The sequence below is a fragment of the Caballeronia sp. LZ029 genome (assembly GCF_031451275.1).
Lineage (GTDB): Bacteria > Pseudomonadota > Gammaproteobacteria > Burkholderiales > Burkholderiaceae > Caballeronia > Caballeronia jiangsuensis.
This window is the reverse complement of the sequence record NZ_JARUXO010000003.1, coordinates 454,083-473,367: the sequence shown is the minus strand read 5'-3', so window position 1 is coordinate 473,367 and position 19,285 is coordinate 454,083. Positions and strand designations below refer to the sequence as shown.

Here is a 19,285-nt window from a genome sequence, read left to right as displayed (position 1 = left end):
TCTCATGCAGGTTAGGGCGGACTGCAATCGCCGGCAAGGCGCTGCGACTGAATACCAGTCATATCGTCGTGCCGATAAGCGCGCGACGGTCGGATCGGGGAAAGTGCCTATTTTCAAGGCTCAAAACGCCACGAGCGACCACAATGGGTCGCTCGCGAAGACTTGCCGGAAGCGGGGGAGACGAAACCCCCGCGCAATTTACATCGGATGGCCGGCCACGAAGTTCTTGTACGCCCAGTAAGCGGCCTTCGTCGTCTGACCGTCCGACTTCATCAGACCGAAGTTGCCTTCGACGTCGTCATAGAGTTCGAACGCCTGGATCGACTGGATGTTGTACTTCGATGCAACGCTCTGGAACTGCGCCATCATCATATTGCCGGCCATGTAATTCGCGATCTGCTGATCGGTGCCGTAGTTCGGACGCACGCCGAATTCGTTGATCCACACCGGCTTGCCGAACGAGTGGAGAATGCCCAGCATGTCGTAGCAGCCCGTGCCGCCGCATGCATGCGTCATGTCGTTCTGATTCGAATACCAGTGCCATGCGGTGATGTCCCAGTTCACGGTCGGGTGGCCGCGCGTGCCGTCGGGCTGCGAGCCGTCCATCAGCATCTGGAAGAACGCGTAGTGCAGCCACGTGCCGTTCACGACGATCTTCGCCGAGCCGTCCACCGACTTCACGCCCGCGATCAGACCGCGAATCACGCCGCGCGCGAGGACGTAGGGCTGGTTCTTGTAGTGCGTCCAGCTCGTGCCGTCGACGTTGCCGTTGAGCGCTCCTGCCTCGAGCTCGTTGCCGACTTCGTAATACTTGTACTTGTACGTGCCCGCGACCTGCTGACCGAGCGTGTAGGCCGCGTTGTACGCGTCCTGCTCGTTGTTGAACCCGGTGCCCAGCAGGATCACGGGGTACACGGTCACGCCGCTCGCTGCCATCGTCTGCGCCATCTTCGCGATGACCTTCGCCGAGTTCAGGCTGTACACGTCGTTACGATAGATCGTCGCGCCGATGTCCTTCAATTGCGCGAGCTGCGTCGCCACGGGCGTCGCGTCGTATCCGCCACCATTCGTGTTCCGGCCGTTCGCGCCGTAGAAGATGGACGTGCTGGTCGCGGCCTTCGCCGTCGACTCGGGCGCGGCGCTCTTGGCGGTCGCGTCGCCCAGGGCGCTGTCATCGCCGCCTCCGCAGGCGGCGAGCAACACGCTCGTGAGAAGCGCTGTCGCGATTGCCGCGGCCTTGCGTGCCGAGAAAACGTTGAAGTTGCGATGAGAGGTGAGATATCGATTCGTCATTGCAGTTAGTAGTGCAAATTGATTAGCGTAAGGCTCGTAGAATCCGAAACGCTTCCGGACCTGCCCAGTGATTCACGATACGTATCGCGGCAAACCGTGCTGTCGTCGGAATGACACTAATTAGTCATCCAAACTACATGATCAATGCAAGTCCGCTTGCCCGACGCCGGAATTTAGGCGTGGAAAGGCAAACTCAGCAGCGCGGAGTCACTGATCGGGTCCGGTGCGCAAAACAGCGAGCGCTCCGGATGGCGGAGTCGAGCAAACGATTGCGCTTGCTCGCATGGGCCTTACGAAATGACAAACCAGCTCAATTCGAAGGCGGCGTCGGTCTGGAACCAGGCAATATCACCGCAATTCCGGTCATAATTTCCGAATATTTCAAACTGCTTGCGTAGGATTCGGAAACGGTTGCCGAAACCTGACTGACGGCTGCAAGGTTATCGTCTTATGAGATGAATGTAAATCCCTGTCACAGTAAAAAAATCTTTCGTTGTCCGGTGGACGCAGAAAAACTTACTTCATACGAGTTGGGCAATTATCCGGACGGTCTACGCGGGAGGCTCAACGGTGGAAAACGCCGGTCGGGAAAATGTACTGCAGCGGGATCTGTTGTATCGTTCAAGGCGTCGTGCCGGACCAGACCCTGAGCGGACGCCGCTGGCGTCATCGCTCATATTCAGAACTCTGCTGTCTTCCCGGAAGGAGATGAACGTGCGAGCTGCCGACATCATGACGACGCGGATCGTTTCCGCCACACCCGACATGTCCGTGCGACAGGCGGCCGGAACGATGGTTTTCGCGGGCATCAGCGGGATGCCCGTGATCGACGAGGACGGCAAGCTGCTCGGCATCGTCACGGAGGGCGATCTGATGCATCGCGCGGAGATCGGGACCGGCGTCAGGCAGCGCGCGTGGTGGCTCGAACTGGTTGCATCGACGCGTGAACTGGCGAGCCAGTATGTCAAGGAGCATGCGCGCAAGGTCGGCGATGTGATGAGCACCGACGTCACGACCGTGACCGAAACATGTCCGGTCGCCGATATCGCCGAGTTGCTCGAACGCAAGCGCATCAAGCGCGTGCCGGTGGTGCGCGATGGCAAGGTCGTCGGCGTCGTGAGCCGCGCCAATCTGATTCGCGCGCTCGTGACGATGGCGCCCGAACTGCCCGTCGATGCCGACATCAGCGATCACTCGATCCGCGAAGCGGTCCTCGCCGCGATGGCGGATCATCCCTGGGCGCTTGCCCGGGAAAACGTCATCGTGGAGAACGGGACCGTGCATTTGTGGACCCGTGTCGCAAGCGAGGACGAACTCAATGCGATTCGCGTAGCCGCCGAAAACGCGCCGGGGGTCAAGGGAGTCGTGACGCACATCGGGCCGCCGGCCGCCGTTGCGCCGCTGGACTAGCAACGCGCTTCGTTCAGGGGCGCGGTTCGTGCGAAAGTAGATTCGACTCAGCGCCTCTGCTTTTATTTCATCACTTCGCGTTCTCGCGTCGTCAGTGATTCGACCGAGGAGAACACGCTCGCTTTCATCGCCTTGATCGTCATCTCGATGCGCGTGAGGCATGGATTCGTTTCGTCATGGCAATGACGGCCCGCTCTGGAAATTCGATCGCAGAAAAATTTTCGAGTTGCTGCGCCTGACAATAGCGATTGCCGACGCAATTTCCTACGGACAGCATAAATGTGCTGTGCGCATCGGATTCGATCGCAGTAGTGCGAATCATCGGCCAGCGACGTCGTATAGAACCCTATACCTTGATGTGGTCTCGCCGCGCAGAGTGCCGATTCGCGACCTATAGTGCTTTCACCACGAGACAGCGTGGAAACTGCGACCTATTTTCGAGGCAGGGTGCGACCATGAAAATTCTGATGGTGATGACTTCACATGACCAGCTCGGCAACACCGGCAGGAAAACCGGCTTCTGGCTGGAGGAATTCGCGGCGCCATACTTCACATTTCTCGATGCGGGCGTCGACATCACGGTGTGCTCGCCGAAGGGCGGCCAGCCGCCCGTCGATCCGAAGAGCGATACGCCGGAAGGCAAGACCGAGCTGACCGAGCGCTTCAAGGGCGATGCCGCCGCGCAACGCGTACTCGCCAACACGGCGCTCCTCGCGAAGATGAACGCCGACGACTACGACACCGTGTTCTATCCGGGCGGCCATGGACCGATGTGGGATCTCGCGGAGGACGCGCAATCGATCGCGCTGATCGAGCGCTTCTACAGCAGCGGCAAGCCGGTCGCATTCGTCTGTCACGCGCCGGGCGTATTGCGTCACGTCAAAGCGAACGGCGAGCCGCTCGTCAAGGGCAAGCGCGTCACCGGCTTCACCAATTCGGAGGAAGAGGCGGTGCAACTCACGAACGTGGTGCCCTTTCTCGTGGAGGACGAACTCAAACGCCTCGGTGGACGTTTCGAGAAAGTCGATGACTGGCAGCCGTTTTCGATCATCGATGGCCGTCTCGTCACGGGTCAGAATCCGGCGTCGTCGAAATACGCGGCAGAGGATCTTCTGAAGGTGATGCGCGGCTAGTGCGCATGGATGCGATCGACCGCAGGTTAGTGCGAACGCGCAAATCAGGATCGGACCTTCGGGCGCGTCATACAGGCGCGTGATCATCGACAATCCGCCCTTCAATAGCTTCGGGCCGGATACGATGCCCCAGCTCGCGCAGGTCGTCGATGCGCTGGAGAGCGATCGCGGCGTGGGATCAGCCGCGACGCTTCACGTAGGAGATTCGGGCGAGTGTCAGTCCGTGCGCTGATCAGATGAAGCTCGCGCCGCCGTTGACGGGAATCGTCTGCCCGGTGATGAATGCATTGCCGATGACCATCATCACGACGTCGGCGACTTCGCTCGCTTCGCCCAGCCGGCCGACGGGCAGCCGCTCCGCGACATTCGATGCCTTGAGCGGCCCGGCCATTTCGGTATCGATCGGTCCCGGCGCGACTGCGTTGACGGTGATGCCGTCGCGCGCGAGCCGGGCCGCATAGCCGCGCGTCAGGCCTTCGAGACCGGCTTTCGATGCGTTGTAGTGAATACCCACCAGACCCGGCCCGCGCGCCGCCGCCGACGACAGATTGACGACGCGGCCCCAGCGCCGCGAGCGCATTCCCGGCAGCACGGCCTGCGTGCACAGAAACGCCGACTTCAGATTGACGGCGATCGTCTGATCGAATTCGGCCTCGGTGAGATCGTCGATGTCGATCATCGTCGCGGTGCCCGCGTTGTTCACGAGTATGTCGACAGGGCCGAGGCGCTGTTCGATGTCGCCGATCATCGTGTCGACGTCGCTGCTGAGCGAGACGTCGGCGCGTACCGCGAGCGCGCGGCCACCGAGGCGTTCGATCTCCGCGACGACGTCGGCGGCTTGGTTCTCGCGCTGCCGATAGTTGACCGCCACCGATGCGCCGCACGACGCGAGGGCAAGCGATATCGCGCGGCCGATGCCGCGTGAGCCGCCGGTCACGAGGGCGACGCGGCCGTTCAGATCGAGGATGCGAGCGGGCATGGAGGGGTCCTTTCTCTCGAGTGGGAAAGGCTAGTTTGCGCGCGTCGCGATGATCCCGCCGATGGCCGTGCGGATGAGGATCGGCCTGCGATCCGTTCGCGAGGGGCGGGGCCTCAATGAAAAAAAACCGATGCCCCGGGAGGGACATCGGTTCTTCCTTGCACTGCGCTGCTTGATTAACGGCCGCCGTGACCGCCGCCACCGCCGCCGTTGCCGCCACCGCCGTGACCACCGCCATGGCCGCCACCGCCGTTGCCGCCAGCGCCGTTGCCGTTGCCGCCGCCGTTACCGCCGCCGCCGTCACCGCCGCCGCCGTTACCGCCGCCGCCGTTGCCGCCACCGCCGTTGCCGCCGTTGCCGCCACCGCCGTGGCCACCGCCATGGCCGCCACCACCATTGCCGCCAGCGCCGTTGCCGTTGCCGTTACCACCGCCGTTGCCGCCACCGCCGTTGCCGCCGCCGTTACCACCGCCGCCGTTGCCGCCACCGCCGTTGCCGCCGTTACCGCCGCCGTGACCACCGCCATGGCCGCCACCACCATTGCCGCCAGCGCCGTTGCCGTTGCCACCGCCGTTGCCGCCACCGCCGTTGCCGCCACCGTTGCCACCGCCGCCGTTGCCGCCGCCGTTGCCACCACCGCCGTTGCCACCACCGCCGTGACCGCCACCGCCGTGACCGCCACCGCCGTTGCCGCCACCGTTACCGCCACCGTTGCCGCCACCGTTACCACCGCCGTTACCGCCGCCGTTACCGCCACCGCCGTGACCACCGCCATGGCCGCCACCGCCGTTGCCGCCGGCGCCGCTGCCGTTGCCGCCACTGCCGTTACCGCCGCCGCCGTTGCCGCCACCACCATGACCGCCACCGCCGTTGCCGCCACCGCCGTTGCCGCCACCGCCGTTACCGCCGCCGCCGTTACCGCCGCCGCCGTTGCCGCCACCGCCATTGCCGCCGCCACCGCCGCCACCGTTGCCGCCACCGCCATTGCCGCCACCACCATGGCCGCCACCGCCGTTACCGCCGCCACCGTTGCCGCCACCGCCGTTGCCGCCGCCGTGGCCACTACCTGAGCCACTGCCACCGCCATGGCCGCCAGGCGAGCCGTTGCCGTGACCGCCATCGCCGTGACCACCGTCGCCGTGACCACCGTCGCCATGGCCAACGCCACCGTGTCCGTGTCCGCCGTCTCCGTCGCCATGGCCGTGGCCATCGCCGTGACCGTCGCCGTGGCCAACACCATGACCATCGCCGTGACCGTCGCCGTGGCCATCGCCATGACCGTCGCCGTGACCGTCGCCGTGGCCAACACCATGGCCATCGCCATGACCGTCGCCGTGGCCATCGCCGTGGCCGTCGCCGTGGCCAACACCATGACCGTCGCCGTGGCCATCGCCGTGGCCATCGCCGTGGCCATCGCCATGACCATCGCCGTGACCATCACCATGACCGTCGCCATCACCGTGACCGTGGCCATGACCATGCCCGTGACCATCGCCATCACCGTCACCGTCGCCATGACCGTGGCCATGTCCGTGGCCATCGCCATCACCGTCGCCATCGCCATGACCGTGGCCATGCCCATGACCATCGCCGTCACCGTCGCCATCGCCGTGACCGTGGCCATGTCCGTGACCGTGGCCGTGTCCATCGCCGCCCGTGTCACCGCCCGAGTCTCCACCCGAATCTCCGCCGGAATTGCCGCCGGAATTGCCACCGGAGTTGCCGCCGCCCGGACCCGAGCTGCCGTTTCCAGTTCCCGTCGATCCCGTACCCTTGCCGCCGCCCGAGTTCGTGCCACCTGCACCCGCTGTCGAGCCCGGTCCGCTACTCGCCGAACCCTGACCCGAGCCAGTGCCCGAGCTAGACCCGGCCCCGGACCCGGACGCCGAACCAGAGCCGCTCGAATTGCCGCCGCCCGAGCTCGCCCCAGCCGATCCCTCGCCACCGCGGCCGCCCTGGAGCAAGGGCACGACAGCCGACACCGTGTCGACCGTCGGTTCCGTCGACGGCGATACGCTCGTCGACGAATCCATCGCTGCAACCGTCATCACGGCGCTCGGGCCGACCGGCACACACCCCTCGGAAGTCTGGTTGCCGCAAGGATTTCCCGCCGTTTGCGCCGACGCGAAATTCGACATGGCCGCCGCGATCACGATCACGCTCAGTTTGATCGCGGTATTCAATTTGAATTTTTTAGGATTACTCATGTGTGCCCCTTGTAATGTTTCTTCGCCACGCGTCCACCTGGAGAGTCAAACGCGATGTGGGGCAAGAATGACAGGCTGTACGTAGCCTTCTGTGCGGTACTTAACCGGAGGCGAGGGCGTCGTCGTTACGCGCCGTGCGCGAGCGCGCAGAGAACGTTTGCGGAAGATCGGGAAAGCCGGAATGGTCACGCCCGTCGCGGCTTCGCTCGCCGAAGTCATGGCCGGGAACGACGGCCATCGCGATCGTCCGCGTCGAACATCGAAGAAGCGGCGTGAGCCGGAGGCCGAATACGAGGCGCTTCTGGTGGGCTTGTTTCGAAAGCTGGATGTAGGCTATCTGTATGGAAGGAGTGTCGTCAAGCGCGCTCTGTGCGATGAACCGCAAATCTCGATCGGGCCACAAAGCACCACCCCTATCCGCTGATCAAAGACGCGAGATCGAGGTTAACGAAAATTTGAACTAGAGTTGTTTATTGTTCGCTTTCCTGATCGTATTGCGCGGCGCGCGCCTGAATTCGTCGAAGTTAAGCGCGTGCCGGAACCGGGCTTTCTTCGTTCGAAACAAAACGACGACGACCCGCATGCATCCGATGAATCAGACCACGAACGTCGCATTGATTGCCGGCCAAGTGATGTTCATAAGAATTAGGAATACAAAACAACTGAAGATCGATGTTCATCCGACACATCGTATCCATCAACCGGAGGGTGTCATGAAAAGATCGAAAAGAGTCGCCTGCGTGGAGGCGACGGCGGTAGTCGCACTGGCGTTAGCGAGCGTCAGCGTCGCACATGCGGGCGATGAAGTCATCGTGAATACGAATCCGGCGGCATCGCGCGACGCAGCGCCGGATATATCGAGTCTCAAACCGGTCGTCAATGTGCTTCTGCCGCCGGATACATCCACGATCGTCCCGAACACCGGCCCGGAACCTTATCCCGCGGGCGTGAACACGCAGAGCGGCATCGTGAGCAATGCGCAGACGAGAGCGTATGGCGACTTCGGCATTCCCTATACGACCGGCCGCGTGCAGGACGGCAACCAGAGCGCGTCCGGCACCACGAGCGCGAATTACCTCAGCACGACCTATCCGTATCGGGCCATCGGCAAACTCACGTTCTCGGCCGGATACTGCACCGCGAGCCTGATTCGCAGAAGCGTGATCGTCACGGCGGCGCACTGCATTCAGGCGTTCGGAAGCGGCAATACGCTGTACTCGGGCTGGCAGTTCAGACCCGGACATTACGGCGCTTCCGGAGCCACCGCCGCCCAGATCGCGCCTTATGGCACATGGACCTGGGCCGGGCTCGTCCGGCCATCGACGTGGGCGAACGGCACGGACACCGGATCGGGCTCGGCGCGCAACAACGATATCGCGGTCATCGTGATAGCGAAGAACGCATCGAATCAATTCATCGGGGATATCACCGGTTATCTGAACTATGGCTATAACAACTATTCCTTCATATCGACGCCAAAGACCGGCAATCTTCAGACCGCTGCCGTGACGACCTTCGGCTATCCCGCCTTGATCGATGGCGGCGCGATCATGCAGCGCACCGATGGCCCGACCTATACGACGACGGTCAGCGGCGCATCGCAACTCTGGCAGGGCAGCAATCTCACGGGCGGCGCAAGCGGCGGACCTTGGATCGTCAACTTCAGGGCGCGCGATGCGGTTCTGTCCGGCGGCGCGGTGGTGGGCAACTCATCGACGCTCGCGATCGTCGGCGTGACCTCGTGGGGATCGGCCGATCCGAACGCGAACAAGGACAACTACGCGTCGCAGTTTCGTCAGAACACGCAGTACCCGAACGCGACTTATGGCAACTACGGGTCGGGCAATATCGCATCGCTGCTGAATACGCTGTGCAGCGGCGCGGCGCCGGGCGGCGGCACGTTCGGATCGCAGGGATATTGCAACTAGCGCAGGCTTCGGTGGCCCGGCCGGTCGAACGGACAATGGGCCACCGTCGCTCGCTTCGGACGAGATCGAAAACGGCACATCGACGCTGCCAGCAGCCACACGATTCAAGAAATCGACTTGAGAACCAGCGCTTCAGACGAATTCGCTGGAGCATGCCTGAAACGCCCGTAAAATAGGAAGCGATCCGGGCCGCGAGCGGGACGCGGCTTCTCACTTCATCGGCAGCACCGCCCAGGCATGACGAAAGACGACACCACTCACGTCCGCGCACATGGCGCGTCGAGCAAGCGCAAACGGCTCGGCCGTCCGACGGGCAACATCAATCAGCGCGAGAACATCCTCGATGCAGCCGAGGTCGATTTCTCGCAGCGCGGCTACGCGGGCACGTCGCTCAAGGAAGTGGCCGCGTCGTGCGGTGTCACGCAGGCGCTCATCACGTATTACTTCGGCACGAAGCAGCAGCTTTTCGAGCAGGTGTTCCTGCGCCGCGCGATGCTCATTTCCGAGGAGCGCGTGACGCTCCTGCATGAACTGTCCGACGCAAAAGAGGCGAGCGTGCGCGACATCGTGCGCGCGTTTCTGCTTCCGCTCGTCGCGCTGCGCAAGACCGACGGCGGGCGTGCGTTCATTCGTCTGCAAGCCCGGCTGCATACGGAGCCGCCCGAGATTTCGTACAGCCTGCGCAGCACTGCATATGGCGATTCGACCGATGCCTACGTCGAAGCCCTGCGCGCCGCGCTGCCCGGCCTCCCCGCGAAGGATCTCTACTGGCGCGTGACGATGATGATCGGCGCCTATCTCTACGCGTTCTCCGACACCCATCGTCTCGACGTGCTCGCCAAGGGCGCGTGCGATCCGTGGGATGCGAACGAGACGCTCGAACAGTTGACGAACTTCATCGTCGGCGGGCTGGAGGCGCAGGCGAGCGCGTCATCGGCGAGCGCGAAGAAGACCAAACCAAAGACGCCCCGCACTGCGCGCGCCGCCTGAAAAGCATCAGCGTCGCAGGCCGATTTCCATCGATTCGATGACCTGCGCGATGGTCGAATGCATCGATGCGAGCGTGGCGCTGGGCAAGTCCGAAGACGCGGTTTCGCCGATGATCTCGCGCAGCGTCTCCTGCACATTCGCCGATGCCTGCTGCGGCAACGCCGCCGCGATCACGCTAATGGCAGCCGTCAGCCCATGCAGCTTGCCGGTCAACGATTCCAGTTCCTGAGTCATGTGTGCTCCCTGTCGTTACGATGAATGAAGCGGGCGGCCCGTCATGCGGGCGGCCCGCGGAAAATCAGGCGTGTTCCGTTCCCGGATGCGCCTTGAGCTTCACGAAGAGCGCGATGCCCGCGATCACCGATGGCACCGCGAGCAGCGCGAAAACGGCGGGCAGTCCGAGCTTCCATTGCGCGAAGAGGCCGCCAAGAGCGACGCCCGCGATGCCGCCGAAGCGCCCGACGCCGTACATCCACGAGACGCCGGTTGCCCGGCTTTGCGTCGGGTAGAACATGGCGGCGAGCGAGGGCATCGACGATTGCGCGCCGTTCATCGTCGTGCCCGCGAGAAAGATCACGGCGCTCACGAGACCGATGCTGCCGATCGCCTGACCGACCACGAAGATGAACACGGCGGTCAGCAGATACCCGAGCATCACGACGACGTTCGCGTTGCAGCGATCCATCAGCCATCCCGACGCGATCGTGCCGATGCCGCCGCCGAGCGGGAAGAGCGCGGTGAGCAGCGCGGCGCGCTCGGGCGTGAAGCCGGCTTCGTTCATGAGCAGCGGCATCCAGCTCATCAGCAGGTAGAAGATGACGAGGCCCATGAAATACACGAGCCAGAGCATCAGCGTGCCGACGACATAGTTGCGCGAAAGAATCGCGCCGACCGACGACTTCGCGTGCGTCTGCGCGCGCTCGGACAGGCGGAACGAATCGATGCGCGCGAGATCGAGCGGCGCGATCTTCGAGAGCGGCTTCCAGATCTTTTCCTTCGGCGCGCCGCGTCTGACGAGATAGCGCACGGATTCCGGCACGAGCATCACGACGAAACATGCGAGCACGAGCGGCAGCACGCCGCCCACGACGAAGAGGCTATGCCAGCCGAACGCGGGTATCAGCCACGAAGAGATGAAGCCGCCGAGCGCCGCGCCGACCGTGAAGCCGCAATACGTCGTGTTGACGATGATCGCGCGGCTTTTCGCGGGCGCGTATTCGGATACGAGCGTGATGGCGTTGGGAATCGCCGCGCCCAGGCCGATGCCCGTCAGAAACCGCAGCGTGACGAGCGATTCGATCGAGCCGCTGAACGCGGTCGCGAGGCTCATCGCGCCGAAGAAAGCCGTCGCGGCGATGAGCACGGCGCGCCGCCCGAAGCGGTCCGCCGCCGGGCCGGAGATGACCGCGCCGGCCGCGAGCCCGAAGAGCGCGGCGCTCAGTACGGGCGCGAGCGCGCCCTTCGTGATGCCCCAGCCTTTGACGAGCGCCGGCGCGATATAGCCGATGGCCGCCGTGTCCATGCCATCGATCAGCACGATCAGGAAGCACACGCCCATCAGCGTCCATTGGAAGCGCGAGAAGCGGTGCGCGTCGATGAACTCCTCGACGGGCACGCTCCCGCTCCACGCATCGCCACGGTCGGCTGCCGTCGATTGCCCGGCGCGCGGCGGAAATGCCGGGCCAGTGTGAAGCTCTGCTTGCGACATGTACAACTCCTCGTTGTCGACGGCTCGCGCCGTCCATGAATGCCACTGGGCCGGCGACATGCCGGTGTTCACGCGAAGCGGGGGCCCGCCGGTTTCGACGTTGGTTTATTATATGTATCTATAATTAATAAACGCAAATGGGAAAAAATAAGTCGCCACGCGTGAGAGGCGCGGGATTCGAAGGAGGGGAACTACGGAAGAGACACTCACCAGCACGAACCCACCCGAACGAACGTACCGAAAAGCGCTACAGTGCTACCTTTCACGAACACGCCCGAAGCCCGTCACGGCGCAGAACCGAACCGGGTATGATGCGCAGCGGCTGAAACAAGAACTACAACTTTAGGGATCGTCGCCGTCATAAGGGCTGTTCGAGACATCGGCCCGGCGCGCGACGTTCACGCTTATTCGGAGCTGTCTATGCCATTGCGGTCCGGTGTCGACGAGGCCAGTTTTCGTCGCATTCTCTTTCGCAACATCGCACTGCCGCTCGGAACGGGCCTCGTCACGGCGATCGCGTTCGTCGTGCTCGTGCTTTATCTGCTGTCGGGCATCAACTGGGTCGAGCATTCGGAACGCGTGATCGGCAACGCGCAGGAACTCGGGCGGCTCGTCAGCGAAAAGGAAAGCGCGATTCGCGGCTATCTGATCACGGGCGACGAAGCGTTTCTCGCGCCCTATGAAACCGCGAAACCGAAGCTCGGCGCCGATATCGACACGCTCGCCGATCTCGTCTCCGATAACGCGCCGCAAGTCGATCGCCTGATCCGCATTCGCGCGTTGCAGGCGCAATGGGACAAGGTCGCCGACGGCTTGATCGACGCGCGCCGCCACGCCCAGGATTCCGTCGCGCTCGTGCGCGCGGGACGCGGCTCGGCCGAGCGCGCGGAAACCGAGCGCGAACTCGCCGCGTTTCTCAACATCGAGCAGACCTTGCGGCTGCAGCGCGTGGAATCCGCGAAGCAGTTGACGACCATCACCGTCGCCGTATTTCTGTTTCTGAGCCTGACGTTGTCCGTGATTCTCGCGATCTTCGGCCGGCGCGAGTTGATGCAGCTCTCCGGTGCCTTCGGCGCCGCGATCGGCGAACAGGAGCGTCAGACGCGCGCGCTGCAGGAGCAGGCGTGGCTGAACGAAGGGCAGACGCAACTCGCGGAAAAGGTGATCGGCCAGCAATCGCTCGATCAGCTTTGCCGGACGATTCTCGATTTCCTCGCGGACTATCTGAAAGTGTCGATCGGCGCGTTCTACGTCCGCGAAAACGATGGCGCATTGAAGCGCACCGCGAGCTTCGGCTTCGATCCCGACAGCGCACCGGTTCCCGATTCCCTCGCGGGCGTGAAGAGCCTCGTCGGACAGGCGGTGCACGCGCGCAAGCTGACGAGCATGAACGATGTGCCCGCCGGTTACTGGAAGGTGAACTCCGCGCTCGGCGCGAGCGTGCCCGCGAGCCTCGTCATCGTGCCGATCGAAAACGAAGGCCAGGCGAACGGCGCCATCGAACTCGGCGCGATGCACAGGCTGACCGAGCGCGACCAGCAATTCCTGAAGACGATCGCGGGCAATATCGGCGATTACGTGGAGGCGGCGCAGTATCGCGAGCGCTTGCAGCATGTGCTCGAAGAAACGCAGCAACTGAACGAAGAGCTTCAGATGCAGCAGGAAGAACTGCGCACGACCAACGAGGAACTCGAACAGCAGACGACGGCGCTTTCGCAGGCGCAGGTCTATCTCGCGAATCAGAAGGCGGAGCTGGAGCAGACCAACGATCAGCTCGCCGAACAGGCGCGCGCGCTCGACGAACGCAACGTCGCGCTCAACGCCGCGCAGGGCGAACTGGAAACGCGCGCCGAAGCGTTGCAACGTGCGAGCCGCTACAAATCCGAGTTCCTCGCGAACATGTCGCACGAACTGCGCACGCCGCTCAACAGTTCGCTGATTCTCGCGAAGCTGCTCTCCGAGAACAAGGCCGGAAATCTCACGAACGATCAGATCAAGTACGCGCAGACGATCTATTCCGCGGGCAACGATCTGCTCAATCTCATCAACGATATTCTCGATCTCTCGAAGGTCGAGGCGGGCAAGCTCGACCTGCATATCGAAGATGTGCCGTTGCAGCGGATCATGGATACCCTCTCGCGCACGTTCGAGCCGCTCGCCCGGCAGAAGAAGCTCAGGCTCGAACTGCGCAACGATATCGACGACTATCCGACGCTCACGACCGATTTCCGGCGTCTCGAACAGGTCCTGAGGAACCTGTTGTCGAACGCGGTGAAGTTCACGGACGCGGGCGCGGTGTCGCTCGTGCTCAGGCGCGCGGGCGAGGGCGCGGTGCAGTTCGTCGTGACCGATACGGGCATCGGCATTGCGCCGGACCAGCTCGAAGCGATCTTCGAAGCGTTCCAGCAAGCCGACGGCACCACGAGCCGTCACTACGGCGGCACGGGTCTCGGGCTGTCGATTTCGCGCAGCCTCGCGCATCTGCTCGGCGGCGATATCGCGGTGCGCAGCGCGCAGGGCACCGGCAGCACGTTCACGCTGACGATGCCCGTCGCTTACGGCGCGGCCGCGTTGCCGGGAGCGGTCGAGCAGGCGCCGGCGCCCGTCGCCATCGAAGCAAAGCCGCCGGTCGAGCAGCCGATCGAAGTGATCCACGTCATCGACGACGATCGCGCCGACGCCGCACCCGGCCGCCGCGTCGTTCTGGTCGTGGAGGACGAACCGGACTTCGCGCAGGTGCTGCTCGATCTCGCGCACGAACTGGGTTATCGATGCATCGTGAGCGGGACGGCGGGCGAGGCGCTCAAGCTCGCGCAGGACAGCGCGCCGAACGCGATCCTGCTCGACATCGGCTTGCCGGATCGCTCGGGGCTCGTGGTCTTGCAGGAACTGAAGGCGAATCCGAAGACGCGGCATATTCCGGTGCATGTCGTGTCGGCATCGGATCGAAGCGAGGCCGCGCTGCATCTCGGCGCGATCGGCTACGCGGTGAAGCCGACCACGCGCGAGCAACTGACGGCGATTTTCCAGCGGCTCGAAGAGAAGAGCAGCCAGAAGATCAAGCGCGTGCTGCTCGTCGAGGACGATGCGCGGCAGCGTCAGAGCATCGTGGAACTGATCAGCGATGCGGACGTGGAAATCACGCCGGTCGAGTTCGGCCGCGACGCGCTCGAACTGCTGAAGACGACGATCTTCGACTGCATGATCATCGACCTGAAGCTGCCCGACATGCAGGGCGGCGACCTGCTGCGGCAGATGGCCGGCATCGACGCGTATTCGTTCCCGCCGGTGATCGTCTACACGGGCCGCAATCTCACGCACGACGAGGAAGCGGAACTCATGCGCTACTCGCAGTCGATCATCATCAAGGGCGCGCGCTCGCCGGAGCGTCTGCTCGATGAAGTGACGCTGTTCCTGCACAAGGTCGAAACGGATTTGTCGGCGGATCGCCAGGCGATGCTGCACGTCTCGCGCTCGCGCGACCGCGTGCTGGATGGCCGCCGCGTGCTGCTCGTCGATGACGATATCCGCAACATCTTCTCGCTATCGAGCGCGCTGGAGCATCAGGGGCTGAAGGTGGATATCGGCCGTAACGGTTTCGAGGCGATCGAAGCGCTCGACAGGCATCCGGACATCGACATCATCTTGATGGACGTGATGATGCCCGGCATGGACGGACTCGAAGCGACGCGGCGCATCCGCGAGGACGCGCGTTTCAGGAAGCTGCCGATCATCGCGATCACGGCGAAGGCGATGAAGGACGATCAGGAGCAATGTCTCGCGGCGGGCGCGAGCGATTATCTGGCAAAGCCGATCGACGTCGACCGGCTTTACTCGCTGCTGCGCGTGTGGATGCCGCGGCGCGTTTAAATATTCAGCGCGCGCTTGTCCACCGCGAGCGCTGCCTCGCGCATCACCTCCGACAACGACGGATGCGGATGGCAAATGCGCCCGATATCCTCGCTCGCCGCCTTGAACTCCATCGCCACGACCGCTTCGGCAATCAGATCCGACGCGTTCGCGGAAATGATGTGCACGCCGAGAATCTCGTCGGTTTGCGCATCCGCGATGATCTTGATGAAGCCGTCCGTTTCGCCGATGCCCATCGCGCGGCCGTTCGCCAGCATCGGGAACTGGCCGGCCTTGATCGCGCGGCCTTCGGCCTTCAGCGCCTGCTCCGTCTGCCCGACCCACGCGATTTCCGGATGCGTGTAGATCACCCACGGAATGCAGTTGTAGTCGATGTGCGGCTTCTGCCCGTCGATGATCTCCGCCACCAGCACGCCTTCGTCTTCGGCCTTGTGCGCGAGCATCGGGCCGCGCACGACATCGCCGATCGCGTAGACGTTGGGGACTTTCGTCGCGCAATGGCCATCGACGGGAATGAAGCCGCGCTCATCCGCTGACAGGCCGATGGAATCGAGACCGAGATCGTCCGTGTTCGGCACGCGGCCGATCGACACGATCAGGCGATCCGCCTCCAGCGTCTGCGCATTGCCGTCCTTGTCCTGGTACGAAATGGAGACGCTCGAATCCGTCGTCTGCACGCCGTCGATTTTCACGCCGAGGTGGATCGTCAGGCCCTGCTTCTTGAAGAGCTTCGCGGCTTCCTTTTGTAGCGCGGCATCGGTCGTGCCGAGGAATTCGGGCAGCGCTTCGAGAATCGTCACTTCCGCGCCGAGCCTGCGCCACACGGAGCCGAGCTCCAGCCCGATCACGCCCGCGCCGATCACGGCGAGCTTCTTCGGCACGGAGGTGAAGGCGAGCGCGCCCTCGTTGTCGGAGACGATCTTGTTGTCCACCGGCACGTTCGGCAGATGACGCGCCTTCGAGCCCGTCGCGATGATCACGTGTTGCGCGGTGTGGCTTTCGCTCTTGCCGTCGCCGCTCACGTCGATCTTGAAGTTGGCGCCGTCCTTGCCCGCGAGTTTGCCGTGACCTTTGAGCCACGTGATCTTGTTCTTGCGGAACAGGAATTCGACGCCGCCCGTGATCTTCTCGACGATCGCTTCCTTGCGCCCGACCATCTTGTCGACATCGACTGCAAGGTTGTCCATCGTGATGCCGAGTTCGCCGAAATGCAGTTGCGCCTTCTCGAATTGCTCGCTCGATGCAAGCAGCGCCTTCGACGGAATGCAGCCGACATTCAGGCACGTTCCGCCGAGCTTCGGCTTGCCCGCGTGGTTGATCCATTCCTCGACGCACGCGACCTTGCGGCCCAGTTGCGCGGCGCGGATCGCGGCGATATAGCCGCCGGGACCGGAGCCGATGACGATGACATCGAAGTCGGCCTTCTGGCCTGAAGCGGCGGCGGGCGTGGACGCGGGTGCGGCTGCGGCTGCCTGCGCCGGTTGAGCAGGTTGCGCGGCGGGTTTTTCCGGAGCGGGGGCGGGCGCGGCGGCAGCAGCCTTCGCTTCGGTATCGATGATCGCGAGCAGTTCGTCCGCGTGCACGATGTCGCCTTCCTTCTTCACCACTTCTGCGAGCGTGCCGGCGGCGGGCGCGGGCACTTCGAGCACCACTTTGTCCGTTTCCAGTTCGACGAGGATTTCGTCTTGCGCCACGGCGTCGCCCGCTTTCTTCTTCCACGGCAACATCGTCGCTTCGGTGACGGATTCGGAAAGCTGCGGAACCTTGACTTCAACCCTGGCCATTCAGATTCTCCTTGTGAGCGATTTCTCGCGATTGGAAACGTCAGGCGTCGCATGCCTCGCGGATGCGGCCTTCGCAGGCCGGGCCGGCGCGCCGAAGTCGTAGGATACGCCCTGTCCGCACGGTGCGCGCGGGATATGGCCCGCGTTCGGTGCGCCGCTCCGTCTTTTTGCCGTCGCTATATTCAGTGGTATATTACGAGGCACGTCAGGCCAGCCGATCGAGCACGAGGTGATCATGCAGACCCCTCCGTTTCAACTTGCCCGCACGAGCGCGCTCGGCGCACGCGACGCATGCTGTCAGCCGACCGAGGCCGATCTGCGCACGTCCCGCCGTCGCGCGCGTCTCGCCGAACTGGATTCGCATCTGCATTGCTCGGTCATCGGCACCTGTCTTTCGACGGGCGAACTGCGCAAGCTCGTGCCGAAGTTCACCGACCTCGACCGTCATCACGCAAGCGACCTCGAGATTCATCATGCGGCCGTCGAACTCGCGATTGCGGGCGGCGCGGGCGCGAAGGCGCTGAACAAGGTGCTCGACGAACGTTACGCCGGCGCGATCCGCCGTTTCGACGCCGCACGCGATCCGCAGGCGCTGCTCGATTTGTGGAACGACGCGCTGAAATCCGGCGATATTCCGCCCGCGTACTGGGCGCTGATGTCGCATCCGCACGCGAGCATCGAAGTGCGGCAGTCGGCGTTCGGTGAGTTGCACATGCTGTCGCATCTGGTCGGCGCGGCGAATCGCGCGGATATCCGGCGTCTCGTCGCGCTGGAATCGCAGAATCAGGAACTCAGGGAAAAGATCGAGCGCCAGCAGGCGCGTCTGCTCGAATTGAGCGCGCAACGCGATGCGTCCGTCAGGCAATCGAACGAGCACGCGCTGCAACTCGCCGCGCTCGGGCAACGCAAGGCGGACCGGTCGGCCGCCGATATCGAAACGGAAGTCGAGCGTCTGCGCGAAAAAGTTGAGGACGGCGAACGTCGCCTCGCGCTGCACACGAGCCGACGCGAGGCCGCCGAGCAGCGCGCGCTGTCCGAAGAGGAACAGACGCGTGCGTTGCGCAACAAGCTCGGCGAAGCGCAGGCGCTCTTGAAGGTGGTGCAGGCCGAATGCGCGGCGCTGGAACGCGCGACGCTGGACGCCGACGATCAACCCGGCGCGCGCCGGCGCGGCATCGAATGGGTCAGTGGCAAGCGCGTCGTCTATGTCGGTGGAAGGCCGAATTCGAACGCGGTGCTGAAGGCGCTGGTCGCGACGGCGGGCGGTGAGCTGATCGTCCACGACGGCGGCATCGAGGATCGCAAGGGGCTACTCGCGGCCGCGCTGCCTAACGCGGATGTGGTGCTCTTTCCCGTCGACTGCATCGATCATGATTCGATGAGCATGCTGAAGCGCGTCTGCGAGCGGCACGGCGTCGAGTATTCGCCGCTGCGCACGGCGAGCGTCGCGAGCTTCGTGGAATTTGTCGCGCGGCTGACCGCGAGCGCGCAGAACTCGCATACGAGCGCGCCGCCGCCCTCCGCGTTCTGCCTGCGTCACGGTTAAGGCTTGAGCAACTGCGTGAGCGATTCGATCTGCCCGGCGCAGGCCGCTTGCGCCTGCGCTTCGACATCGCGATAAAGCCGGACGATGCTCTCGCCGACCGGCGTCAGCACGCAGCCGCCGCCGCTTTGGCCGCCTTGCTCGGAAATGGTCGCGGGCGATTTGAGCGCGCGATTGAGCTCGTCGATGAGCAGCCACGCACGCCGGTACGACATGTCGAGACTGCGCGCCGCCGCCGATATCGAGCCGTGCTTGTGCACCGCTTCCAGCAGCGAAACCTTGCCCGGACCGATCGCGATGGTTTCGCCTTTCGTGATGCGCATGCGAAAGCGCACTTCGGCGGGCTGGTTCGCCGTGTCAGTGACCTTTGCGCTTTCGGTGGTTTTCTGGGTCGTCGCCATGCCCGAGAGAATACACGAAGGAAATCGGACGAGCGTTTC

The 19,285-nt window shown here is 63.8% G+C and carries 17 protein-coding genes; 10 read left to right on the top strand and 7 right to left on the bottom strand.

The window, feature by feature from the left end; translation table 11 throughout:
• Positions 1 to 198 precede the first annotated feature (198 nt).
• On the bottom strand, positions 199 to 1,293 hold the full coding sequence (locus QCE73_RS21525; protein WP_035507173.1) for a glycosyl hydrolase: 1,095 nt from the start codon (positions 1,291 to 1,293) through the stop codon (positions 199 to 201).
• Between the two features lie 714 nt (positions 1,294 to 2,007).
• On the opposite strand from QCE73_RS21525, the gene QCE73_RS21520 reads away from it, so the two are divergent.
• The 3 genes from QCE73_RS21520 to QCE73_RS21510 all read left to right on the top strand — a co-directional run bounded on the left by QCE73_RS21520 (position 2,008) and on the right by QCE73_RS21510 (position 4,068).
• Complete coding sequence (locus QCE73_RS21520; protein WP_309883485.1) at positions 2,008 to 2,703, top strand: CBS domain-containing protein; 696 nt, start codon at positions 2,008 to 2,010, stop codon at positions 2,701 to 2,703.
• A 455-nt stretch (positions 2,704 to 3,158) separates the two neighbouring features.
• Positions 3,159 to 3,836, top strand: a complete 678-nt coding sequence (locus tag QCE73_RS21515; protein WP_309883484.1) for a type 1 glutamine amidotransferase domain-containing protein — start codon at positions 3,159 to 3,161, stop codon at positions 3,834 to 3,836.
• A 79-nt stretch (positions 3,837 to 3,915) separates the two neighbouring features.
• On the top strand, positions 3,916 to 4,068 hold the full coding sequence (locus QCE73_RS21510; protein WP_309883483.1) for a hypothetical protein: 153 nt from the start codon (positions 3,916 to 3,918) through the stop codon (positions 4,066 to 4,068).
• Here the strand turns inward: QCE73_RS21510 and QCE73_RS21505 are convergent, their stop codons facing one another.
• Positions 4,069 to 4,815 carry an SDR family NAD(P)-dependent oxidoreductase gene (locus QCE73_RS21505; RefSeq protein ID WP_035507183.1) on the bottom strand — a complete coding sequence of 249 codons (747 nt, stop codon included), beginning with the start codon at positions 4,813 to 4,815 and terminating at the stop codon, positions 4,069 to 4,071.
• Positions 4,816 to 5,003: 188 nt separating this feature from the next.
• Here QCE73_RS21505 and QCE73_RS21500 point away from each other — a divergent pair, with 188 nt between their 5' ends.
• The 3 genes from QCE73_RS21500 (at position 5,004) to QCE73_RS21490 (ending at position 7,446) form a co-directional block, all read left to right on the top strand.
• Entirely contained in the window at positions 5,004 to 5,885 is an 882-nt protein-coding gene (locus QCE73_RS21500) for a hypothetical protein (protein WP_309883482.1), read from the top strand.
• A gap of 39 nt (positions 5,886 to 5,924) precedes the next feature.
• Entirely contained in the window at positions 5,925 to 7,037 is a 1,113-nt protein-coding gene (locus tag QCE73_RS21495; protein ID WP_309883481.1) for a hypothetical protein, read from the top strand.
• A 166-nt stretch (positions 7,038 to 7,203) separates the two neighbouring features.
• Entirely contained in the window at positions 7,204 to 7,446 is a 243-nt protein-coding gene (locus QCE73_RS21490; RefSeq protein WP_309883480.1) for a hypothetical protein, read from the top strand.
• A gap of 100 nt (positions 7,447 to 7,546) precedes the next feature.
• Here QCE73_RS21490 and QCE73_RS21485 read toward each other — a convergent pair whose 3' ends face one another.
• The gene (locus tag QCE73_RS21485) at positions 7,547 to 7,702 is read right to left on the bottom strand and encodes a hypothetical protein (RefSeq protein ID WP_309883479.1); all 156 of its coding nucleotides are present in this window, start codon (positions 7,700 to 7,702) and stop codon (positions 7,547 to 7,549) included.
• 33 nt (positions 7,703 to 7,735) lie between these two features.
• Between QCE73_RS21485 and QCE73_RS21480 the strand changes: the two genes are divergently transcribed.
• Both QCE73_RS21480 and QCE73_RS21475 read left to right on the top strand, forming a co-directional pair.
• The gene (locus QCE73_RS21480) at positions 7,736 to 8,950 is read left to right on the top strand and encodes a trypsin-like serine protease (RefSeq protein ID WP_309883478.1); all 1,215 of its coding nucleotides are present in this window, start codon (positions 7,736 to 7,738) and stop codon (positions 8,948 to 8,950) included.
• 237 nt (positions 8,951 to 9,187) lie between these two features.
• The gene (locus QCE73_RS21475; protein ID WP_309883477.1) at positions 9,188 to 9,940 is read left to right on the top strand and encodes a TetR/AcrR family transcriptional regulator; all 753 of its coding nucleotides are present in this window, start codon (positions 9,188 to 9,190) and stop codon (positions 9,938 to 9,940) included.
• Between the two features lie 6 nt (positions 9,941 to 9,946).
• Here the strand turns inward: QCE73_RS21475 and QCE73_RS21470 are convergent, their stop codons facing one another.
• Complete coding sequence (locus tag QCE73_RS21470) at positions 9,947 to 10,174, bottom strand: hypothetical protein (protein ID WP_309883476.1); 228 nt, start codon at positions 10,172 to 10,174, stop codon at positions 9,947 to 9,949.
• 64 nt (positions 10,175 to 10,238) lie between these two features.
• Complete coding sequence (locus QCE73_RS21465; RefSeq protein WP_309883475.1) at positions 10,239 to 11,648, bottom strand: MFS transporter; 1,410 nt, start codon at positions 11,646 to 11,648, stop codon at positions 10,239 to 10,241.
• 420 nt (positions 11,649 to 12,068) lie between these two features.
• Between QCE73_RS21465 and QCE73_RS21460 the strand changes: the two genes are divergently transcribed.
• Positions 12,069 to 15,518: a response regulator gene (locus tag QCE73_RS21460; protein ID WP_309883474.1), complete on the top strand. Its 3,450-nt coding sequence runs from the start codon at positions 12,069 to 12,071 to the stop codon at positions 15,516 to 15,518.
• On the opposite strand, the gene lpdA is transcribed toward QCE73_RS21460, so the two are convergent.
• Positions 15,515 to 17,302 carry a dihydrolipoyl dehydrogenase gene (lpdA, locus tag QCE73_RS21455; protein WP_309883473.1) on the bottom strand — a complete coding sequence of 596 codons (1,788 nt, stop codon included), beginning with the start codon at positions 17,300 to 17,302 and terminating at the stop codon, positions 15,515 to 15,517. The genes QCE73_RS21460 and lpdA overlap by 4 nt on opposite strands.
• Positions 17,303 to 17,537: 235 nt before the next feature.
• Here lpdA and QCE73_RS21450 point away from each other — a divergent pair, with 235 nt between their 5' ends.
• Entirely contained in the window at positions 17,538 to 18,848 is a 1,311-nt protein-coding gene (locus QCE73_RS21450) for a DUF2325 domain-containing protein (RefSeq protein ID WP_309883472.1), read from the top strand.
• On the opposite strand, the gene QCE73_RS21445 is transcribed toward QCE73_RS21450, so the two are convergent.
• The gene (locus QCE73_RS21445) at positions 18,845 to 19,246 is read right to left on the bottom strand and encodes a winged helix-turn-helix domain-containing protein (protein WP_035502254.1); all 402 of its coding nucleotides are present in this window, start codon (positions 19,244 to 19,246) and stop codon (positions 18,845 to 18,847) included. The genes QCE73_RS21450 and QCE73_RS21445 overlap by 4 nt on opposite strands.
• Positions 19,247 to 19,285 lie beyond the last annotated feature (39 nt).